The organism is Propioniciclava sp., from assembly GCF_029977985.1.
In the GTDB taxonomy this organism is placed as follows: Bacteria; Actinomycetota; Actinomycetes; order Propionibacteriales; family Propionibacteriaceae; genus Propioniciclava.
The window spans coordinates 54,571-75,377 of record NZ_JARKOT010000015.1 but is presented as its reverse complement, the minus strand read 5'-3'; the positions used below and the strand labels follow the sequence as shown (position 1 = coordinate 75,377).

The following is a 20,807-nucleotide window of genomic DNA, read 5'->3' as shown; positions in this document are numbered from 1 at the left end:
GTTGAAGCCGAGCTCGTCCAGGTACTGCTGCAGGCCGGACTTGGCGTAGTAGTCGCTGACCACCTTCGACCCGGGCGCCACCGTCGTCTTCACCCACGGCTTCGGGCGCAGGCCCTTCTCGGCCGCCTTCTTGGCCACCAGTGCGGCGCCGAGCATGACCGAGGGGTTCGACGTGTTCGTGCACGACGTGATGGCCGCAACAGTCACGGCACCGTTACCCAGCTCGAAACTGCGGCCGTCGGCCAGCGTCACGGGCACGGACGCCCCGGCGTCGCCCCCGACGTAGCTCGGCAGCACCTCGCGGAAGGCCGCCTTGCTCTTCGACAGCACGACGCGATCCTGCGGGCGCTTGGGGCCGGCGATGCTCGGGACGACCGATGAGAGGTCGAGCTCGAGGTACTCGGAGTAGCGCGGCTCGGCGTCCGGGTCGTGCCACAGGCCTTGGGCCTTGCAGTAGTCGGTGACGAGCGCGATCTGCTCCTCCGAGCGCCCCGTGAGGCGCAGGTAGTCGGTCGTCTTGTCGTCGACCGGGAAGATCGCGATCGTCGAGCCGTACTCGGGGCTCATGTTGCCGATCGTCGCGCGGTTGGCCAGGGGCACCTCGGCCACGCTGGGCCCGTAGAACTCGACGAACTTGCCGACGACCTTGTGTTCGCGCAGCATCTCGGTGATCGTCAGGACGAGGTCGGTGGCGGTCACACCGTCGGCCAGCTTGCCCGACAGCTTGAAGCCGACGACGCGCGGGATGAGCATGCTCACCGGCTGGCCGAGCATGGCGGCCTCGGCCTCGATGCCGCCCACGCCCCACCCGACGACGCCCAGGCCGTTGACCATGGTGGTGTGCGAGTCGGTGCCCACGCAGGTGTCCGGGTAGGCCTGCAGCACGCCGTCGACCGTCCGCGGGAAGACCACGCGAGCGAGGTTCTCGATGTTGACCTGGTGCACAATGCCGGTGCCGGGCGGGACGACCTTGAAGTCGTCGAACGCCGTCTGGCCCCAGCGGAGGAACTGGTAGCGCTCGCGGTTGCGCTCGTACTCGACGTCCATGTTGAGCTGGAGGGCGTTCTCGGTGCCGAAGAAGTCGGCGATGACGGAGTGGTCGATGACCATCTCGGCCGGCGACAGCGGGTTGACCTTCGCGGGGTCTCCCCCCAACTCCGCCACGGCCTCGCGCATGGTCGCCAGGTCGACCACGCAGGGGACGCCGGTGAAGTCCTGCATGATCACGCGCGCCGGCGTGAACTGGATCTCCTGCGTGGGCTCGGCATCGGCGACCCACTCCCCGAGAGCGGTGATGTGCTCGGCCGTGATGTTCGCCCCATCCTCGGTGCGGAGCAGGTTCTCCAGCAGCACCTTCAGGCTGAAGGGCAGACTGTCAGCACCGGGGACGGCGTCCAGCTTGAAGATCTCGTACGAGGTGCCGCTCGACTCCAGCGTCGTCTTGGCACCGAAACTGTTCATGCTCATGCGCAGTTCTCCCTGTCCGTCGTTGGCACGACATTATCTCGATATCGAGATACTTTCAAGGCCGACCCGTAGGCCCACGACCGAGCCTACGCGGTGGGGTCCGCCGCGCGGGCCGCTTGCCGCTGGGCAGCGTAAGCGGCGCGCAACTCGTCGTCCTCCCTCATGAGGTAGACCAGGCCGCAGTCCTGTGGGCCGTTCGCGCCGGGGAAGCACAGGGAGCACTTGTCCGCGGGCCGCAAGGGGCACCGGGCCTCCACGTATCGACTCACCACGACCTCCTGCGCCCAGTCTACCGCCGAGGGCGCGCTCGGTTCGTCCGCGTGCCCCTCCCCCCGGCCGGCTCGCTCCTGGAGCTCGGCACGGGCGTGGGGGCGCCTGAGGACTACGCCCCGGGCACCAGCAGCGCGACGCACTCGACATGGTGCGTCTGCGGGAACAGGTCGAACGCCCGCACGGACGCCGCCCGGTAGCCTTGCTCGCCCGCGAACGCGATGTCGCGCGCGAGCGCGGCGGGATCGCACGCGACGTAGGCCACGGCGCGAGGACGCCTCGACAGGATGCCTGCGACGACCGCCCGGCCGGCGCCCACGCGGGGAGGGTCGAGCACGATCAGATCGACGGCGTCTGGCAACCGCCGCAGGACCCGGTCGACGGACCCCGCGACGAACCGGGCCTCCGGCACATTGCCGGACGCCAGGGCCACGGCGTCCCGTGAACCCTCGACGCCGATGACTTCAACCCCGCGCGCCGCCAGCACCCCTGCGAACACTCCGACGCCGCAGTACAGGTCCAACGCGGTCTCCCCCGAGCGCGGCTCCAGCCCTTCGGTCACCGCGGCGGTGAGCACATCCACGGCGCGCGGGTGTACCTGCCAGAACCCGCCGGCGTGCACGGCGTGGTCCCGGCCGGCGAATCGCTGCCGCACGACCGTGTCGCCCGCCGGATCCGCCCACACCGGCCCGTCCGAGGACTCGACACCGAGCAGTTGTTCCCCCGCGGCTCCCGCCGCCACCTCCGCGCCGGGCTCCGCCAGCCCGGGCCGGGCGATGCGGCAGCCCCCCGGCGGCACGGCGACCACGGCGTGTGACCGGTGACCGCGCAGGCCCCAAGACGTGCCGTCCGAGACGTAGCGCACGCGCGTCCGCCAGCCGAGTCCTGTCCCCGGGCCGCAGTCCTCCACGGTGCCGTCCCAGCCGACACCGGCCAACCGCGTCAGCTGTTCGGCGACCACCTGCCGCTTGAGCTCGCGCTGGTGGGCGAGGTCGACGTGCTGCAGGTCGCAGCCGCCGCACGCGCCCGCCACGGGGCACGGCGGTTCGACGCGGTGCGCGGAGGCGACCCGTACCTCCACCGCATCCCCGCGCGCGAATCTCTTGGCGACCTCGGTGATCCGCACGCGGACGACCTCGCCCTCCAGCGCGTGCCGCACGAAGACGACCCGCCCCTCGTGGCGGGCGACCCAGTGGCCGCCGTGGGCGACCCGTCCGACCGTGAGGGGGCCGACGACGTCCCCGACGGCGAGATCACTCATCCGCGTCCGGACGCGCCCCGGTGTGCACCTGACCCCGACCCGGACGACGCCAGGCGGCCCCCGTCTCGTCGCTGCGGACTGCCCGTTCGAGCGCGTAGGCGCTGGAGGCGAGCTGGTAGGGCACGGCGGTGACCATGACGCCCGGCACGAACGCCAGGCGCGACTTGATGAGCAGTCCGGTCTGGTTGTGAAGCAGCCGCTCCCACCAATGGCCGACGACCAACTCCGGCAGGTAGACCATGATCACGTCACGGGGGTTGCCGGAGCGGAGACTCTTCACGTAGGTCAGGAACGGGTTGACGACCTCGCGGTACGGCGAGGCGAGCACCTTGAGCGTGATGCCGGGGTTGAGCTCCTCCCAGTCGTTCCGCAGCTTCTCGACGACCTCCTCGTCGGACGCCACGGCCACGGCCTCGATGCTGTTGGCCCGACTCGCTTTCGCGAAGTTGAGGGCCCGGATCGTCGGCTTGTTCAACTCGAACACGAGGATGACGGCGTGCACGCGGCTCGGCAGCGTGCGGGTCTCGGAGGCCACGAGCGCGGTCTCGTCCGCCACCTTGGTGTAGTGGCGCCGGATCGCGCTCATGATGGCGAACACGATCGCCATGGCCACGATCGTCAGGTAGGCGCCGTAGAGGAACTTGGCGGCCAGCACGATGACGAGCACGACACCGGTGCACGTGGCGCCGATCGCGTTGATGGCCCGGCTGCGCACCATGTGCGCCCGCGCCGCCGGATCGGTCTCGACGGCGAGGTGCCGCGTCCAGTGCCGCAGCATGCCGATCTGGCTCAGGGTGAACGACACGAACACGCCGACGACGTAGAGCTGGATCAGCGCGGTCACCGACGCGTTGAACACGAGCACGAGCGCGCACGCGGCCACCGACAACAAGATGATGCCGTTGCTGTAGGCGAGCCGGTCGCCGCGCGTGTGCAGGGCGCGTGGCATGTAGCCGTCGCGGGCGAGGATCGATCCCAGCACCGGGAAACCGTTGAAGGCCGTGTTCGCTGCCAGGAACAAGATGATCATCGTCATGGCGATGACGAACAGGAAGCCCGGGTAGAAGTTGTCGAACACGGTGCCCGCGAGCTGGCCCATGATCGTGTCGGTGTGGCCCTCGACCGGCTCGCCCTCGTGCGTGAACACGACGCCGCCGGTCTCGTCGACGAGCTTCGCACCCGTGAGGCTCGCGAGCGTGATGATGCCGCCCAGCATGCCGATCGCGATGGTGCCGAGCAGGCCGAGCGTGGTGGCTGCGTTGCGGCTCTTCGGCTCCTTGAAGGCGGGGACGCCGTTGCTGATCGCCTCGACACCGGTCAGGGCGGCGCAGCCCGACGAGAACGACCGGGCGAGCAGCGCGACGAGCGCGAACCCGCTCAGCGATGAGTAGAAGTCGTTGCCGACGATGTCGTACTCGGCGGTGGGCGCGGACAACGGCTCGCCGAGCACGAAGATGCGCGTCAGCCCCCACGCGGTCATCCCGATCACCGCGATCATGAAGCCGTAGGTAGGGATCGCGAAGAAGCGCCCCGACTCGCGGACGCCGCGCAGGTTCATGCCCATGAGGACCACGATGAGCACCGCGGCCGTGATGCCCTCGAAGCCCACGATCTGCGGGAACACCGCCTTGGCGTTCTGGACGCCCGAGCTCACCGAAACCGCGACGGTCAAGATGTAGTCGACGAACAGCGCGCTCGCGACGACGAGGCCCCACTTCGGGCCGAGGTTGACGCCGACCACCTCGTAGTCGCCGCCCCCCGAGGGGTAGGCGTGCACGGTCTGCCGGTAGGAGAGCACCACCACGAGCATGACGACGGCCACGGCGATCGCCACCGGCCAGTCGAAGGCGTAGCCGGCGAGGCCGGCGAGACTCAGGGTGAGCAGGATCTCGTCGGGGGCGTACGCGACCGACGACAAGGCGTCCGATGCGAACACCGGCAGCGCGATGCGCTTGGGGAGCAACGTCTCCCCCAACTGGGTGCTGGCGAGCTTTCGCCCCACGAGCAGCCGCTTCAGCGTTTCCGCCACACTCACAGCGGTACACTCTAGACCCGCCATCGGCTCCACCGGATCGCCTTGTCCGGTGGTCATCGAACCAGCGAGGGAAAGGCCACCAGCGTGCACTTCGTGATCATGGGTTGCGGCCGTGTCGGCGCTTCCCTGGCCCGGGCGTTCGAGCGCCGCGGCCACACCGTCAGCGTGATCGACATCAACGCTGACTCCTTCCGACGCCTGGGGCCCGACTTCCACGGCAAGACCGTGAAGGGGGTGGGCTTCGACAAGAAGGTCCTCGTCGCCGCCGGCATCAAGAACGCCGACGGGTTCGCCGCCGTCTCGTCCGGCGACAACTCCAACATCCTGGCCGCGCGCGTCGTGCGCGAGACGTTCGGCATCGACAACGTCGTGGCCCGAATCTACGACCAGGGGCGCGCCGAGGTGTACGAGCGCCTCGGCATCCCGTCCGTCGCCACCGTGCGCTGGGCAGCCGACCAGGTGCTCCGCCGGCTGGTCCCCGAGGGATCCGAGCCCGAGTGGCGGGACGCCGCCGGCACCGTCCGGCTCATCCGGCTGGCCGCACACGATGCCTGGGTGGGCCGCAAGATCGCCGACATCGAGTCGGCCATCGGCACCAAAATCCCCTTCCTCTCCCGCTTCGGCCAGGGCATGGTTCCGGACGCTGCCACGCTCCTCCAGCACGGGGACACGGTGTACGCCGCCGCCGCCAACGATGCGGTCGAGCACATCGAGTCGGTCCTGTCCGCACCGCCGCTCAAACACTGAACGATCAAGCACCGAAAGGCACGGGAATGCGCGTCGCCATCGCCGGGGCCGGCAACGTCGGCCGGTCCATCGCCCGCGAACTCATCGCCAACGACCACGTGGTCCTGCTCATCGACCGCGACCCCACCGCCATCAAGCCCGACAGCGTGCCCGGTGCCGAATGGCTGCTGGCCGACGCCTGCGAAGTCGAAACGCTCGAGGAGGCCCACATCGAGCGCTGCGACGTCGCCATCGCGGCCACCGGCGACGACAAGGTGAACCTCGTCCACAGCCTGCTGGCCAAGACCGAGTTCGCGGTACCCCGCACGGTCGCCCGCGTCAACCACCCGAGCAACGAGTGGATGTTCGACGACGTGTGGGGCGTCGACGTCGCAGTGTCGACCCCACGCCTCATGTCCGCCCTCGTCGAGGAGGCGGTGACCGTCGGCGATCTGGTCCGCCTGTTCAGCTTCCGCGGCGGCAAGTCGAATCTCGTCGAGATGACCTTGCCGCACACGAGCCCCGCCGTCGGCGTCCGGATCGCCGAACTCAACCTGCCCGGCGATGCCGTGCTGGTCGCGATCATCCGTGACGGCGCAGCCCGCGCCCCCGAGCGGGACGCCGCGGTCGAGGGCGGCGACGAGTTGCTGTTCGTCGTCGATCCCAGCCACGAGATGGCCCTCGCGCACCACTTGGCGCCGGGCGTGCACCGCGACCGGGCCGGCATCGACGACGACTCCGACGACGAGCCCGAGCGGCCGGCCTGACCGGCCGCCGCGGCGGCGTCAGAGCAGTTGGTAGCGCGGGTTGTAGATCGTCCGGACGCCCCCGTCGACCGACACGCGCCCCTCGACGATGAGGTCACGCCCGGCCTCGATGCCCGGAATGTCGTGGCGACCCATCCAGATGAGGGTCACACGGCCGGTGCCGTCGCTCAACTCGGCCTCCAGCCAGGGGCGGGTGCGGCGCGGGCGGAGCGTGAGCACCTCGATGGTGCCACGCAACTTCACCAGGCCCCGGTCGGTGACCCCGGCGATCTCGTCGGCGCCTTGCTCCCCGGCGAGGCGGCGTCGATCCGCTGACGCCAGCTCGTCGGTGGACGCGAACAGGCGGCGAACACGGTCCAGCAGGCCCATGGTGCGAGGGTAGCCCGGCTCAGCCCCGCACGCTGCCCTCGGGGAGGGCCAGGTGGATGATCTCGCCGGGCGAGCGCGGCTCCTCGTCACGGCGGACGACGAGATCGCGGAAGAACTCGACGAAGAAGTCGGCCGGCTCGGCCTCGCCCTCCACCAGCGCGGCGCGCCCCATCAGGGTGCCACGCAACAGCCACCCCGGGCCCTCGACGAGCCAGATGCGGGAGACGTGGAACAGTTGCTCGCCCTCGGGGCCATCCAAGGGCAGGACCCGCTTGACCTCGGGGCCGAACGGGCCGGACACGATCTCGGCCTGGCCGCCGCCCTGCGTCGCTTCCTCGACAATGTCCTCGCGCAGTTCGGCCGCGAGCCCGCCGCTGCGGGGCGCCGCGAACAGGGCGACCTCCAACCCGGAGTTCTCGTGGTGCGCCAGCAGCGTGTAGACGGCGTTCGTCTTGGGATCGCCCTGCAACTGCAGGAGAAGATCCTCGGGCTGAGTGACGATCAGTGGCCCGAACGCGACCCGCCGCACGCGCTGGGCAGCCAGCACAGCGTCGTCGCCGCTCAGGTCCACTTCTTCATAGTCGAAGGGGCCGTCGGCGCGGGGGTCGACGTCCTCGGCGGCTTCCGTCTCGTCGGCGTCCTCGTCGAGGTCGGCGACATCCGCGTCCTCGTCGAGGGCATCGTCCTCGACGGCGACCACATCGTCGACGTCCTCGTCGGTGCTGGCCTTGGCCTTGCGGCCCTTGCGCCCGAAGATCACTTCGTCCCCTTCGTCAAAATCTGGTTCACGACTGCCATGACGCCACCCCGCCGGTGGACCCGTGCCCGCCGTCACCGCGACTGCTGGCCGGGAGCTCGTCCACCTCGGTGAACGCCGCCCGTGCCACGCGTTGGAAGACTAGCTGCGCGATCAGGTCGCCCCGGCGCAGTATCACCCTGCGGCGGCGGTCGGTGTTCAGCAGGCAGACGCGTATCTCCCCGCGGAAACCGGCGTCCACCGTACCCGGCGCGTTGACGATCGTGATGCCCTCGCGGGTGGCGAGTCCCGAGCGGGGGTGCACGAACGCTGCCCAGCCGTCCGGCAGGGCGATGGCGATGCCGGTGCGGACGAGGGCGCGCTCGCCGGGTTCCAGTTCCACGTCCTCGGCTGCCGCCAGATCGGCCCCGGCGTCCGCATCGTGGGCATAGGCGGGCAGCGGCAGGCCCAGGTCCAGGCGCCGGATCAGTACGTCGACGGTCTCGCTCATCCCTGCCCACCCTCGGCCCGTGCGCGGACGATCGCTGCGGCACAGCGGGCGGGCGTCCGGCTCGAGACCAGCCAGTACGGATGCGGATCTGCGCTGTCCTCGACCGAGATCCGGACGCCCTCGCGCAGCCACGGCCGCTGCACCACATGGGCGCGCGCGTCTGCACGCGCCCCGAGCAGGTGGTCAGCGGCGGCGGCGTCCAACACCTCGACCCGGCCCACGTAGTCCCATTCGAGCATCGACCGGCCGACCCGGACGCCGGCCGCGTCCACCACGATCTCCGTGGCGGAGAAGGAACTGAGGGCGAAGGCGACGAGGACGGCGACGGTGAGGGCGGCCCCCAAGGACACCCACGGGCCGAGCATGAAGCCGATCGCGGCGGCCGTCGGGACGAACAGCCCCAGACCGAGCACCCACCACCAGAGCGGGGCCGCCAGCCGTTCTCTGTACGCCACGAGCGCAAACCTACCCTGTGCCGGACCTTGACCCTACGATGGTCCCAGGCAGGCGTCGATGGGGCTCCTGACGAGGCAGGACGGGTGCGGTGGACATCTCCCAGAAGATCGTGTGGAACGTGTACTCGACGGGCGTCACGCTCATCGGGGGCATCGTGACCAAGCAGCTCGTCGACGGTGCGTGGACGTTCGTGACGGGCGAGGAGCCGCCGGACCCGAACGACCCCAGCACGCCCGCCGAGGCCGCGCTGGTGCGCGTCCTCGTCATCGCCCTGGGCATGGGCCTCACGCAGGTGCTCATCAACCGCTTCGCCGCCCGCCGCTGGGCGGCCATCACGGGCGAGGCCAGCCCGGTGCGGGCGGTCAACCTCCGGTTCTGAGCGCCGACCCGCCCGCCCGGCACCTGCGGTCCCTCAGCCGGCGCAGTCGACGCAGTAGAGCTGGCCGCCGCGTTCCTCCGCGATCTGGCTGCGGTGCTTCACGAGGAAGCACGAGGCGCACGTGAACTCGTTCGACTGGCGCGGCAGGACACGCACCGTCAACTCCTCGTGCGACAGGTCCGCCCCCGGTAGCTCGAACGTCTCCGCCGCCTCGACTTCGTCCTCGTCGACCTTCCCCGAGTTCTTGTCGTTGCGACGGCTCTTGAGTTCCTCGATGCTGTCTTCGTTCTCGTCATCGGTCTTGCGGGGCGCGTCGTAGTCGGTCGCCATTCCTCTTCCTTCTGCCCGGGCGTCCTGGGAAGCCTTGGTTGCGGTCCGCACGCACATATACCACACCGGTCAAGCCCCGCGCGCCCGCGGGAGTGCATGGACCCCCACCGGGGTGTTTGGGTCCGTTCGAGGCGTGCGGGCGGGTAGGTTACCTTGCAACACCACCGAGAGCGGAGAGTTCGCCCAGATGGACAGTTCACTGCGACCGCGCGACATCCAGGCGCGCATCCGCGCCGGCGCCTCCCCGGAAGACGTGGCGGCCGCCGCCGGCGTCCCCGTCGAGCAGCTGGCGGCGTTCGCCGCCCCCGTCGTCGCCGAGCGCGAGCACGTGGCCGGCCTCGCCCGCACGAACCCTGTCCGCCGCCGCGGAGAGACCACCTCCCACCGTGCGCTGCGCAACGCCGTCGCCGATTCGCTCACGGCCCTCGGGGTGGACGCCGACGACGTGGCCTGGGATGCCTGGAAGCTGGAGGACCGGCGCTGGCGTGTCCGGGCCACCTGGAGGGCCGATGACGCCGACCACGTCGCCGACTTCGCCTACGACCAGGGCGGCCGCTTCTCCGTGGCCACCAACGAGGAGGCCCGGCTGCTCGTCGGCGACAGCACCAGGACGCCGCCCGTGGCTCATCAGCAGGATGATCTGGCCCTCCTCCGCGCCCTGTCCGTCGCTGACGAGGTGAACGTCGCGCCGCTGCCCGACGATCCCGGCGAGGAGCCCACCGACGAGACCACGCCGGCGGTGTCCGAGGGCGACCACGACGACCTGACCGATGCCTACCGCGACAGTGACCTGGCCGAGGTCGACGGCGTCTACGAGATCGCCGAGTCGGACTCGGGCATGGACGTGCTCTACGACATGTTGAGCAGCTTCGACGAGGACTCGGTGAAGATCTACGCCGGCCTCGTGCATCCCAAGGAGGAGGTCGCGCCCCCGGCCGAGCCGCCCGTGGAGACGGGTCTCGACGAGGCTCGACCCTCGGTGGAGGAGGCCCCAACCGCGACGGACGAGGCCGGACCCGCGGCGCCGCAGGAGCCCGAGCAGTTGTCGCTCATCGATGACGTGGAGGCTCCCCCGCCGTTGCCGAAGCCGAAGCCGCGCAAGAAGCGCGCCCAGGTGCCGAGCTGGGACGAGATCGTGTTCGGCGGCCCGCGTTCGGAGGGCTGACCGGCCGCCTCAGCCCTCGAAGGGAAGCGGTTCCGGCGTGAGGTCGACGTGCGACTTGGCACTCGGCAGCAGCTTGCGGTGGTGCAGCCGGCACAACACCTCGTAGCTCACCTCGCCGGCGCTCCCGCCGTCGGTGCCGCCCACGGCGATCTGGTCGCCCTCGACCACCATCTCTCCGTCCACGATGCGCGCGTTGTGTGTCGCGGGGGCACCGCACCAGCAGCGCGGCCGGGCGGGCAGCATCTCGATCCGGTCAGCCAGTTCGACGAGCCGGCGCGAGCCCGGGAACAGCTCGGTGCGGAAGTCGGCGAGAATGCCGAAGCACGAGACGTCGATCCCCAACTCGTCGACGATGCGGGCCAGATCGTCCACCTGGGTGGGCGCGTAGAACTGGGCCTCGTCGCAGACGAGGTAGTCGACGCGGCGGCCGGCGGTCAGCTCGCCGGTGACCACCTGCCACAGGTCGAGTTCGGGCGTCACTTCGGTGGCCGGAGCGTGGAGGCCTATCCGGGAACTGATGATCGCCGCCCCGCCGCGATCCAGGCACGTGAACCGCAGGCCGCGGCGTCCGGCCGACGCCTCGGTGTAGTCGACCTGCAGGGCCAACGTCGACTTGCCGCAGTTCATGGGCCCCGTGAAGTAGGTCAGCTGCGCCACGTCAGCCCACCAGCAGCGGGACGCGCATCTCTGCGTCGGTCAGCGAGCCGTGCATGCCGACGAGGCCGAACTCCTTGGGCTGGTTGCGGGTCATGACGGCCCAGTCGTCGCGCAGGACGACGAGCACGTCGCCGATGCGCTGCGCCGTCCGGGCATCGGTCGGCCCGAACCAGCCCGCGTCGATCGCCTCGTCACGGGTGCGCACCCAGGCCCGATCCCCGAGGTGCCGCGCCCAACGTGCGGCGACGAGCGCCACGTCGGACGCCTCGGCGTACAGCTGCCGGAACCGACCCTCGCCAGCGAGCAACGTGACGCCGTCGAGAAGGCCCGGGACATCCTCGGCGACCACCCACCGCTCGCGCGGCGAGTCGACCATGCCGTGGTCGCCCGTCACGAGCAGGCGGGTGTCGTCGGGCAACTCCTGCCGAAGGCGGGTGGCCAGCCGGTCGATGCGGCGCAGCTTCTCGCGCCAACTGCCCGACCGCCAGCCGTCGGAGTGGCCGGCGTGGTCGAGCGAACGCTCGTAGAAATAGGTGAGCGTCGCGTCGGCGGCGCCTGCGGCGTCCACCACCTGCCGGATCCGCGCGGGGTGGTTGTCCTCGTCGGCGACCGGCCAGAACCGCGCACCTCGCAAGGCGCACTCGGTGAGGCCACTGCCCTGGAAGCGCGCCGGGCTCACGTTGCCGAGCGCGACACCGCTGCGCGACAACCGCTCGAAGCCGGTGAGGCGAGGCTGGACGTCGAGCGCTGAGAGCCCATCGGCCCACAGCAGGGCGTTGAGGTACCCGCCCGAGACCGGGTTGCGGAAGGCGTAGCCGACGATGCCGTGCTGTCCCGGCGTCAGGCCGGTCCCCAGGCTGGTCACCGAGGTCGCGGTGGTGCTCGGGGCCGCGCTGGTGACGGTGCGGCCCTGCGCTTCGCGGAGGCCCGCCAGGTAGGGCGCGTCGGACGCCGCGGCCGCCAGGTTGGCATCGCCCAGCCCGTCGACGAGAAGGATCACCCATCGCCGGGACGCCGGCAGGTCGAGGGGTCCGGACCACCCATCCACGCCGAGCGACGTCGCAACGCTGCCGAACACGTCGGCGAGGGTCGAGGTACCGTAATCGGGCACCAGGGGCTGGTCGCTCACGTCAGGCACACACCCGTTGGAGCAGGGAGCCGAACTCGACCAGGTTCGCCAGGGCGTCCTCCCCGTCGGCGGCGGCGCTCATGCGAACCATCAGGTCGTCGGCCAGATCGGTGGCGGTGTAGCCGTGCTCCGCGTCGCAGGTGGGGTCGCCGCAGGAGGCGGGCTCCGACTCGACACGGCGCGCGGTGCCCCAGTTGACGACCAGCCAGGCCTCGGCGAGCGGCGAGCGGCCGCGCTTGAACGTCTCGGGCCGGGCGGCCACCTGCGTGACCCCGACGGAGACGATCTTGCGCAGCGGAACCGTCTCGACGGTCGTGATGGCCTGGGTGACGCCGGGGGCGTCCCCGTCGTCGGTGTGTGCCACGACGAAGCGGGTGGGCGTGAGCACGAGGACCGTGACGTGGCGGTGCAGCTCGCTGGAGGTGAACGTGGCCTCATGGTGGAGCAGGGAGGCGGACACCTCCTCGTCACCGATCGCCTGCAGCAAGGTGGCCTCGACGAACTCCGGGAAGTAGCCGGAGCCGACGATGGCACCGCGCAGTTCGGCCGGGAGTTGGCGTGTGGTCATCTTCGCATTGTGTCACCACCCGCGCCGGCGGGGCGAACCGCGGGGGCGGCGTCCATTAGGTTGTCTGCCATGAGCAACCGCCCGTTCTTCGGCGCCCGCCTCGAGATGTTCGTCGACCGGCGGCTCGAGGCGATCCTGCGGTCCTTCGGGTGGCGGGAACGGATCATCCCCTACACGGCCTACGGGGACACCGGGTTCGCCCGCGTCCTGGGTCGCGTCGTGCTCAGCCCCAACTTCGCCGAGACCCAACTCGGCAAGGCCGCCGAGGAGTTCCTGCGGCGCCGGGGCTGGCGGAACTTCCTGACGACCGCCTGCGTGCACGTGCGGTACACCATCACCCTGGGCGACACCGAGGTCCACGGCCACACCGACCGGGGTGGTTACATCGATCATCGCGTCCGCGACCACGGGCTCGCCGGCGGATGGTCGCTCGCCACCGTCTCGAGCGAGCAGGCGGCGGACGCCCGCGTGCCGGTCCTCGTCGTTCCCCCCGAGACGACCGTGGGCATCGTGAGCGACATCGACGACACGGTCCTGTCGACGATGCTCCCCCGCCCGTTCGTCGCCGCCTGGAACAGCTTCATCCGCACCGAGGCGGCCCGGCAGGCGATCCCGGGGATGGCGGTGTTCTACGACGCGGTCGAGGCCGCCCACCCCGGCGCGCCGGTCGTCTACCTGTCCACCGGCGCGTGGAACACGCACGGCTTCCTGACGCGGTTCATGCGCCGCCACCGCTACCCCGAGGGGCCGATGCTGCTCACAGACTGGGGGCCGACGAACACCGGCTGGTTCCGCTCCGGGCAAGAGCACAAGCGCCGCTCGCTGCTGCAGCTGTCCGTCGACTTCCCAGGCATCCGTTGGCTGCTCGTCGGCGACGACGGCCAGCACGACCCCGAGATCTACCGCGAGTTCGCCGCCGCCAACCCGGGCCATGTGCTCGGTATCGCGATCCGGCAGCTCTCCCCCGCCGAGCACTACCTGGCGCACGGCACGACGGAACCGCTGCTCGAGGACGAGTCCACGGCCCCGCCGGTCCCGATCATGCGCGCCCCCGACGGGCGCGGCCTTTCGCAGATGACCCGGGAGCGCTTCGGCCTGATCTGAGCCCGCCGGTGCCAGAATGGGCCGGAGCAGAACCTGGGGAAGGGAAGGCGCGTGGTCCAACGACCGCCGAGCGATGACGAATTCGTCGAGAAGATCATCGACGTCGACGTCACCGCCGAGATGGAGACCAGCTTCCTCGAGTACGCCTACTCCGTCATCTACTCCCGTGCCCTGCCCGATGCCCGCGACGGGCTGAAGCCGGTCCAGCGCCGCATCCTGTACTCGATGGACGACATGGGCGTGCGACCCGACCGTCCGCACGTCAAGTGCGCCCGCGTCGTCGGCGAGGTGATGGGCAAGCTGCACCCGCACGGCGACGGCGCCATCTACGACGCCCTGGTCCGCATGGGGCAGAGCTGGTCGATGCGGCTGCCCGTGGTCGACGGGCACGGCAACTTCGGCTCCCCGGACGCCGGCCCCGCGGCCATGCGCTACACCGAGTGCCGCATGGCGCCAGCGGCGTCCGCGATGGTGTCCGACATCGATGCCGACACGGTCGAGTTCAAGGCCAACTACGACGGCCGGGGCACCGAGCCGGTCGTGCTGCCGGCGGCCTTCCCGAACCTGCTCGTCAACGGGTCGACGGGCATCGCGGTGGGCATGGCGACGAACATCCCGCCGCACAACCTGATCGAGTGCGTGCAGGCACTCAAGCACCTGCTCAAGCATCCGGACGCGACCGTCGACGACCTCATGCGGTTCATTCCGGGCCCCGACCTGCCCACCGGTGGCAAGATCGTCGGGCTCGAGGGCATCGCGGACGCCTACGCCACCGGGCGCGGCACCTTCAAGATCCGCGCCACCGCGCGCATCGAGCAGACCTCGCCGCGCCGTCGTGGCATCGCCGTCACCGAGCTGCCTTATGCCGTCGGGCCCGAGCGGGTCATCGAGCAGATCAAGACGCTGCACCAGAACAAGAAGATCACCGGCATCGCCGACATCAAGGACCTCACCGACCTCGTCAACGGCACCCGCCTCGTCATCGAGGTGAAGAACGGCATCAACCCCGACGCCATGCTCGAGCAGCTCTACCGGCTCACCAAGCTCGAGGACAGCTTCGGCATCAACATGGTCGCCCTCGTCGAGGGCCAGCCGCAGACGCTGTCGTTGCGCGACGCCCTCGTCGTCTACGCCGACCACCGCCTCGACGTCACGCTGCGCCGCACGCAGTTCCTCCACCGCAAGGCCGCCGAACGGCTGCACCTCGTGCAGGGCCTGCTCATCGCCATCGTCGACATCGACGACGTGATCGCGCTCATCCGCGGCTCGGACGACGTCGCCCAGGCCCGCGCGCGCCTCATCGAGGTCTTCGACCTGTCCGAGGCGCAGGCCAACTACATCCTTGAGCTGCCGCTGCGTCGGCTCACGAAGTTCAGCCAGATCGAGCTCGAGGCCGAGCGCGACGAACTCGAGCAGCGGCTGGCCGACCTGTCGACGATCATCGAGAACGACGACGAGCTGCGCGCCCTCGTGGCCCGCGAACTCGACGAGGTGGCCCGGACACACGGTACGCCGCGGCGCACGGTCCTGCTGGCCGGTGGCGGCACGGCCGTGACGGCCGCTGCCACCCCGCTCGAGGTGGCCGACGACCCTTGCGTCGTCATGCTGAGCTCGGCCGGGCTCCTCGCCCGGGCCGACACCGCAGCCCCGTTGCCGGTCGGCGGCCGCCGCGCGCAGCACGACGTCATCGTCTCGGCGGTGCGCACGAGTGCCCGCTCCGACTACGGCGTGCTCACCTCGCACGGCCGCGTCCTGCGCGCTCACGCGGTGGAACTGCCGTCGGTCGCGCTCACCGCCGACGCCCCCAACCTGGCGGGCGGGACGCTGGCGTCCGAACTCCTCGACCTCGCCGCTGGCGAGCGGCCCTTGGCTCTCACCCGGCTGGGCGCCGACGCCACGTGGGCGCTCGGCACCGAGCGCGGCGTGGTCAAGCGGGTCAACCCCGAGCTGCTCACCAACAAGGACGCCTGGGAGGTCATCCGCCTCGACGACGGCGACAGCGTCGTGGGCGCCGTCGAACTGCTCGACGATTCCGCCGAGCTGGTCTTCGTCAGCTCCGACGCCCAACTGCTCCACTTCCCCGCCGCCACCGTCCGGCCGCAGGGACGCTCGGGCGGCGGCATGGCGGGCATCAAGCTCGCCGCGGGGGCCAAGGTGGTGTTCTTCGGCGCGGTCGTGGGCGAGGCTGTCGTCGTGACGGTGTCGGGCTCGTCGGACGCCCTCCCCGGTACCGAGGCCGGCTCGGTCAAGGTGACGCCGTTCGCCGAGTACCCGGCGAAGGGCCGGGCGACCGGCGGCGTCCGTGCGCACCGGTTCCTCAAGGGCGAGGACACGCTCCTGCTCGCCCACGTCGGCGAGGTGCCGGTGATCGCGGCGGCGGCGTCCGGGGCTGCTATCGACCTGCCTCCGGCCACCGGCAAGCGCGACGGGTCGGGGACGCCGGCCCTGCAGCCGATCGCAGGGGCTGCCTCGCGGGTGGTCAGGGATCCCGGCGCAGGGTCGTGATCGTCCCGTCGCAAGCCCGCTCGACCTGACCCCACCAGTGCGGGGACAAGGTGAGCCGCGCCGGCCCGCCGCCAGCATCGCACTGGGCCCGCGCCGCGGCGACCTGTCCGCGCCACGACTCGGTGTCGTACTGCAGCGGGTACCCGCCGAAGTCGCGCACCATGCCTGCGGCCAGCACGACCATGCTCGCGAGAGCGACGACCCGCGCGATCCGGCCCACGCCCCGCCACGAGCACAGCGCCTGCCACCCCGCGACGAGCACGGGCGTGAGGAAGAAGCAGAGCAGCGCGGTGTAGCGCGGCACGTTCGTCGCGATCAGGTCCCACCGGTCGGCCGACGCTGCCGGCATCGACACGAAAGCCATCGTGGCGAGGAACAGCGCCAGGCCGGCGCCCGCCCAGACCACGAGGAACGCCACCCGGGCCCCCGGCGCCACCCCGCCGGTGCGGCGCGCCCCGAGCGAGGCCAGCAGGATCACCACCGTGCCCGCCACCGCCGCCCACAGCCAGCGAACGTCGCCGATCGCCTGTTCGGATGCCCAGGTGACGCCGAACTGCGTCGAAAGCGGGCCCCGCAGGGCCAGCTGGATGCCGAGGTCGCCCGGGTGCTGCAGGAAGTTCTCCGCCTCGGGGATGGTGCGTGAGGTGCCCTTCATGAGGAGGGCCTGGCCGATCGCGCCCGCCGTGAACGCGAGCGCGGGAAGACGCGACCAGCCGCGTCCGTCCACCAGCCTCAGCAGCACGAGCGGGGCCATGCCGATCACGAGCGGATCGCTCATCGCCGCGCCGAACAGCAGCAGCCCCGCCCACAGCGCCGCGGCCGGGCGGGTGAAGACGCTCATGAGCAGCACGACGACGAGCACGTCGAGGGTCCAGCGGAGGTTGGTGATGTTGCCCACCACCTCCCACTGCCCCACCGGGAGGAACAGGACGCCGACCGCGGCGGCCGCGATGCCCCAACGGGCCGACCCGAGGTAGGAGGCGAACAGGCGGGCCGCGTAGCCGTAGGCGATGAGCCGGAACACGACCGTGCAGGCGAGCATGACGCTCGGGTAGACCTCCAGGGGCGCGCCCGCGAACGCGGTGGCGAGAGCGCGGGGGATGAGGTGGAGGTAGCCGCCGTAGGTGACGAACCAGGAGCTGACGCCCAAGGAGTGCTGCTCGGCGAGGAAGATGGCGCCGTCCTCGGCCCACAGGTGGTCGCCGACCCAGCCGAGCCCGCGCGGCACGAGGAGGAAGACCGCCCCAAGCACCCCGACCACGATGGCCAGGCGGGCGTCCGCCCCGCGCAGCGGCGGGGTGTCGAGCGTCAGGACGCCCCACGGACGCCGCCGCCGCTCAGCACTCATGGCTGACCAGACCGGTGTCCACGTCGTAGAGGAAGCCGCCCACCGTCGCGTAGGGGCCGACGAGGGGGTGGCTGCGCACCGTGTCGACGTCTTCGCGCAGCCGGTCGAGCTGGTCGGGGTCGACGCCGAACTCGAAGTCGCCCACGTCGACCCCCGAGACCTCCGTGATCGCCGTCCGCATCTCCTCCTCCGTCATGGACGCCGCCGCGCACTTGGTGTGCGGCACGACGAGGATGCGCTTTACGTGCAGCTTGTGGACACCCATGACCATCCCGGCCAGCGCTGCCTGCGTGAGGCGGCTGCCCGCCGTGCGGAGGATCTTCGCCTCCCCCACCCTCAGACCGAACATCTCCAGCGGCTCGATGCGGCTGTCCATGCACGTCAGGATGAGGACGCCCTCGTGCGCGATCCCGTCGAAGCCACGCGGCGCGCTCAGGGCGTAGCGCTTGTTCGCCCTCAGGAGGTCATCGAAGCCGCCGTCGGGCTCGGGTGTGGTGTCCATGCGCGGCATCGTAAACCTCACGCATCGATGCGTTCGGCGTCGAGCGCGTAGGCGCCCTCGATGATGAACTCCTTGCGCGGGGCCACCTCGTTGCCCATGAGCTTCTCGAACGTGACGATGGCCTGCTCCAGCGACTCCCCCTCCTCGACCGTGATGCGTCGCAGCGTGCGATGCCGCGGGTCCATCGTGGTCTCCTTGAGCTGGTCCGCATCCATCTCGCCGAGGCCCTTGTAGCGCTGCGGCTCCTTGAAGCCCGTGCCCTTCTTGGTGAGCTCCGCGAGCTTCCGCTGGTACTCGGCCTCCGAGTAGGTGTAGAGGTACTTCTCCTGCCCCTTCTTCGGGTGGGTCAGCTCGAAGCGGTGCAGTGGCGGGACGGCCGTGTACACCTTTCCGGCCTCGATCAGCGGACGCATGTAGGTGAAGAACAGCGTGGTCAACAGGGTGCGGATGTGGGCGCCGTCGGAGTCGGCGTCGGCCATGAAGATGATCTTGCCGTAGCGGGCGGCGTCCAGCTCGAACGTGCGCCCCGAGCCGGCGCCCACCACCTGGATGATCGCCGCACACTCGGCGTTCTTGAGCATGTCGCCCACCGACGCCTTCTGGACGTTGAGGATCTTTCCGCGGATGGGCAAGAGCGCCTGGAACTCGGAGTTACGGGCCATCTTGGCGGTGCCCATGGCCGAATCGCCCTCGACAATGAACAGCTCGGTGCGGTCGGCGTCCGTGCTGCGGCAGTCGGCCAGCTTGGCCGGCAGGGTGCTCGACTCCAGGGCGTTCTTGCGGCGCTGGTTCTCCTTGTGGGCGCGCGCGGCCACGCGGGTGCGGGACGCCCCCACCGCTTTCTCGAGCACCGCACGGGCCTGCGGCCGCTGGGAGGGCTTCGAGGTGGTCAGGAACCCGAGCAGTTCGGCTTCCACGATCCGGGCGACGAGCCGGGTGACCGGGGGCGTCCCCAACACCTCCTTCGTCTGGCCCTCGAACTGCGGCTCGGCCAGCCTGACCGTCACCACGGCGGTGAGACCCTCGAGGATGTCCTCCTTGAGCACCTCCTCGCCGGCCTTGAGCAGACGCGTACCGTCCAGCGCCTTGCCGAACGCCCGCACGAGGCCGCGTTCGAAGCCCAGCACGTGGGTGCCGCCCTTGGGCGTGGCGATGATGTTGACGAACGAAGCGACCTTCGTGTCGTAGGTGTCGCTCCAACGCAGGGCGATGTCGACCTCGAGGTCGCGCTCCACGTCGGTCGGCGTCATCGCACCCTCGGCGTCCAGCATCGGCACCGTCTCGGTGAAACGGTCGTGCCCGCCGAGACGCAGGACATCGGTGACCGCAGCCCCCTCGGAGAGGAAGTCGGCGAACTCCGAGATGCCGCCGGAGTGCAGGTGGGTGTCGACGTGTTCCTCGCCCGGCACGCGCCGGTCGTCGATCGAGATCTCGAGCCCGGGCACGAGGAACGCGGTCTGGCGGGCCCGCTGGGCGAGCTGGGTGCCGGACAGTTTGGCGTCGGCCAGGAAGATCTGCCGGTCCGGCCAGTACCGGATGCGGGTGCCGGTGACCGTCTTGGCGACGCGCTTCACCTTGCACAGCGCGTTGTCGGGCGTGAACGGGGCGTCGGGCCCCTCACCTGCGAACACGCCCGGGACGCCGCGGCGGAACGACATGGCCCACGTGGAGCCGTTGCGGTCGACCTCGACGTCGAGGCGTGAGCTGAGCGCGTTGACGACGGACGCCCCCACGCCGTGCAGGCCGCCGGTGGCGTTGTAGGACCCGCCGCCGAACTTGCCGCCCGCGTGGAGCTTCGTGAAGATCACCTCGACGCCGGACAAGCCGGTTCGCGGCTCGATGTCGACCGGCATGCCGCGGCCGACGTCGTCGACCTGGACCGATCCGTCGCGGTGCAGCGTCACCACGATCTTCTTGCCGAACCCGGCCAGCGCCTCGTCGACCGCGTTGTCGATGATCTCCCACATGCAGTGCATGAGGCCGCGCGTGTCGGTGGAGCCGATGTACATGGCCGGGCGCTTGCGGACCGCCTCGAGGCCCTCCAGCACGAGCAGGTGGCGCGCGGAGTATTCGCGTGGCTCGGTGGTCTTCGCCGACGGCTTGGCTTGGGTGCTGGTCACCCAAGGGAGGTTACCGGCGTGCTCCGACAGTTCCGCCGAGGACACGTTCGTGTTGCGATCGTGTGGCGGGGCCTGTCTTCCGGGGGCTCGCCGGGTAGCTTGGCAGCATCGGGAACAACCCGTCGGGCGTCTGCGTTGCATCAGGTGTCCGAACGACCGCCGAGAAAGGAAGGCCGATGACCACCACTGTGCTGGACGGACTCACCGCAGCCGACCGTTGCGACCGCTGCGGCGCCCAGGCCTACTACCGGGTCACCTTGGCCTCCGGTGGGGAGCTCCTGTTCTGCGCCCACCACGGCCGCGCCCACAGCGACAAGCTCAAGCAGGTCGCCCTCAACATCCACGACGAAACGGCCAAGCTCGCCTGAGCCCGTCGTCCCCAGACTCGCGAGCCCGGCACCG

General features: G+C 70.5%; 22 protein-coding genes. 7 read left to right on the top strand and 15 right to left on the bottom strand.

The window, feature by feature from the left end:
• From acnA to Q1K57_RS01660, 4 genes are all read right to left on the bottom strand, one after another.
• Positions 1-1,467: aconitate hydratase AcnA (gene acnA, locus Q1K57_RS01670; RefSeq protein ID WP_300078259.1), on the bottom strand; the 1,467-nt coding region annotated here is incomplete at its 3' end.
• A gap of 86 nt (positions 1,468-1,553) precedes the next feature.
• Positions 1,554-1,724, bottom strand: a complete 171-nt coding sequence (locus Q1K57_RS15665; RefSeq protein WP_366525315.1) for a DUF6767 domain-containing protein — start codon at positions 1,722-1,724, stop codon at positions 1,554-1,556.
• 125 nt (positions 1,725-1,849) lie between these two features.
• Positions 1,850-2,998: a TRAM domain-containing protein gene (locus tag Q1K57_RS01665; protein WP_300078256.1), complete on the bottom strand. Its 1,149-nt coding sequence runs from the start codon at positions 2,996-2,998 to the stop codon at positions 1,850-1,852.
• Positions 2,991-5,033, bottom strand: a complete 2,043-nt coding sequence (locus Q1K57_RS01660) for an APC family permease (RefSeq protein WP_300078253.1) — start codon at positions 5,031-5,033, stop codon at positions 2,991-2,993. Before Q1K57_RS01660 ends, Q1K57_RS01665 begins: the two co-directional genes overlap by 8 nt.
• A gap of 99 nt (positions 5,034-5,132) precedes the next feature.
• Between Q1K57_RS01660 and Q1K57_RS01655 the strand changes: the two genes are divergently transcribed.
• Positions 5,133-5,780, top strand: a complete 648-nt coding sequence (locus Q1K57_RS01655; protein WP_300078263.1) for a TrkA family potassium uptake protein — start codon at positions 5,133-5,135, stop codon at positions 5,778-5,780.
• A 26-nt stretch (positions 5,781-5,806) separates the two neighbouring features.
• Complete coding sequence (locus tag Q1K57_RS01650; protein WP_300078250.1) at positions 5,807-6,526, top strand: TrkA family potassium uptake protein; 720 nt, start codon at positions 5,807-5,809, stop codon at positions 6,524-6,526.
• 18 nt (positions 6,527-6,544) lie between these two features.
• Here the strand turns inward: Q1K57_RS01650 and Q1K57_RS01645 are convergent, their stop codons facing one another.
• Genes Q1K57_RS01645 through Q1K57_RS01630 form a run of 4 tightly spaced genes read right to left on the bottom strand, consistent with a single transcriptional unit; the run spans position 6,545 to position 8,597 of the window.
• On the bottom strand, positions 6,545-6,895 hold the full coding sequence (locus Q1K57_RS01645) for an OB-fold nucleic acid binding domain-containing protein (protein WP_300078249.1): 351 nt from the start codon (positions 6,893-6,895) through the stop codon (positions 6,545-6,547).
• Positions 6,896-6,914: 19 nt separating this feature from the next.
• Positions 6,915-7,655 (bottom strand): DUF3710 domain-containing protein, encoded by a 741-nt coding sequence (locus tag Q1K57_RS01640; protein ID WP_300078247.1) that lies wholly within the window; start codon positions 7,653-7,655, stop codon positions 6,915-6,917.
• 25 nt (positions 7,656-7,680) lie between these two features.
• Positions 7,681-8,142, bottom strand: a complete 462-nt coding sequence (gene dut / locus Q1K57_RS01635) for a dUTP diphosphatase (protein WP_300078245.1) — start codon at positions 8,140-8,142, stop codon at positions 7,681-7,683.
• Positions 8,139-8,597, bottom strand: a complete 459-nt coding sequence (locus Q1K57_RS01630; protein WP_300078243.1) for a DUF3093 domain-containing protein — start codon at positions 8,595-8,597, stop codon at positions 8,139-8,141. Before Q1K57_RS01630 ends, dut begins: the two co-directional genes overlap by 4 nt.
• An 89-nt stretch (positions 8,598-8,686) precedes the next feature.
• Here Q1K57_RS01630 and Q1K57_RS01625 point away from each other — a divergent pair, with 89 nt between their 5' ends.
• Positions 8,687-8,977 carry a DUF4235 domain-containing protein gene (locus Q1K57_RS01625; protein WP_300078240.1) on the top strand — a complete coding sequence of 97 codons (291 nt, stop codon included), beginning with the start codon at positions 8,687-8,689 and terminating at the stop codon, positions 8,975-8,977.
• A gap of 33 nt (positions 8,978-9,010) precedes the next feature.
• On the opposite strand, the gene Q1K57_RS01620 is transcribed toward Q1K57_RS01625, so the two are convergent.
• Positions 9,011-9,307: a DUF4193 domain-containing protein gene (locus Q1K57_RS01620; RefSeq protein WP_300078237.1), complete on the bottom strand. Its 297-nt coding sequence runs from the start codon at positions 9,305-9,307 to the stop codon at positions 9,011-9,013.
• 187 nt (positions 9,308-9,494) lie between these two features.
• Here Q1K57_RS01620 and sepH point away from each other — a divergent pair, with 187 nt between their 5' ends.
• Positions 9,495-10,472: a septation protein SepH gene (sepH, locus tag Q1K57_RS01615; RefSeq protein WP_300078235.1), complete on the top strand. Its 978-nt coding sequence runs from the start codon at positions 9,495-9,497 to the stop codon at positions 10,470-10,472.
• 9 nt (positions 10,473-10,481) lie between these two features.
• On the opposite strand, the gene Q1K57_RS01610 is transcribed toward sepH, so the two are convergent.
• Genes Q1K57_RS01610 through Q1K57_RS01600 form a run of 3 tightly spaced genes read right to left on the bottom strand, consistent with a single transcriptional unit; the run spans position 10,482 to position 12,826 of the window.
• A complete protein-coding gene (locus Q1K57_RS01610) occupies positions 10,482-11,129 on the bottom strand; it encodes a thymidine kinase (RefSeq protein WP_300078232.1) in 648 nt (215 codons plus the stop codon).
• 1 nt (position 11,130) lies between these two features.
• Positions 11,131-12,258: a nucleotide pyrophosphatase/phosphodiesterase family protein gene (locus Q1K57_RS01605; protein ID WP_300078230.1), complete on the bottom strand. Its 1,128-nt coding sequence runs from the start codon at positions 12,256-12,258 to the stop codon at positions 11,131-11,133.
• Between the two features lies 1 nt (position 12,259).
• On the bottom strand, positions 12,260-12,826 hold the full coding sequence (locus Q1K57_RS01600) for a DUF5998 family protein (RefSeq protein WP_300078227.1): 567 nt from the start codon (positions 12,824-12,826) through the stop codon (positions 12,260-12,262).
• 69 nt (positions 12,827-12,895) lie between these two features.
• On the opposite strand from Q1K57_RS01600, the gene Q1K57_RS01595 reads away from it, so the two are divergent.
• On the top strand, positions 12,896-13,930 hold the full coding sequence (locus Q1K57_RS01595) for a phosphatase domain-containing protein (RefSeq protein WP_300078225.1): 1,035 nt from the start codon (positions 12,896-12,898) through the stop codon (positions 13,928-13,930).
• A 51-nt stretch (positions 13,931-13,981) separates the two neighbouring features.
• Complete coding sequence (locus Q1K57_RS01590; RefSeq protein WP_300078223.1) at positions 13,982-16,435, top strand: DNA topoisomerase (ATP-hydrolyzing); 2,454 nt, start codon at positions 13,982-13,984, stop codon at positions 16,433-16,435.
• Here the strand turns inward: Q1K57_RS01590 and Q1K57_RS01585 are convergent.
• Genes Q1K57_RS01585 through Q1K57_RS01575 form a run of 3 tightly spaced genes read right to left on the bottom strand, consistent with a single transcriptional unit; the run spans position 16,410 to position 20,405 of the window.
• Entirely contained in the window at positions 16,410-17,783 is a 1,374-nt protein-coding gene (locus Q1K57_RS01585; protein ID WP_300078221.1) for a hypothetical protein, read from the bottom strand. The two genes, Q1K57_RS01590 and Q1K57_RS01585, sit on opposite strands and share 26 nt — an antisense overlap.
• On the bottom strand, positions 17,773-18,285 hold the full coding sequence (locus Q1K57_RS01580) for a carbonic anhydrase (RefSeq protein ID WP_300078218.1): 513 nt from the start codon (positions 18,283-18,285) through the stop codon (positions 17,773-17,775). Before Q1K57_RS01580 ends, Q1K57_RS01585 begins: the two co-directional genes overlap by 11 nt.
• Positions 18,286-18,302: 17 nt before the next feature.
• Positions 18,303-20,405, bottom strand: coding sequence for a DNA topoisomerase IV subunit B (locus Q1K57_RS01575; RefSeq protein WP_300078215.1), 2,103 nt, complete (start codon positions 20,403-20,405; stop codon positions 18,303-18,305).
• Positions 20,406-20,581: 176 nt separating this feature from the next.
• Here Q1K57_RS01575 and Q1K57_RS01570 point away from each other — a divergent pair, with 176 nt between their 5' ends.
• A complete protein-coding gene (locus Q1K57_RS01570) occupies positions 20,582-20,773 on the top strand; it encodes a hypothetical protein (protein ID WP_300078212.1) in 192 nt (63 codons plus the stop codon).
• Positions 20,774-20,807: the final 34 nt, after the last annotated feature.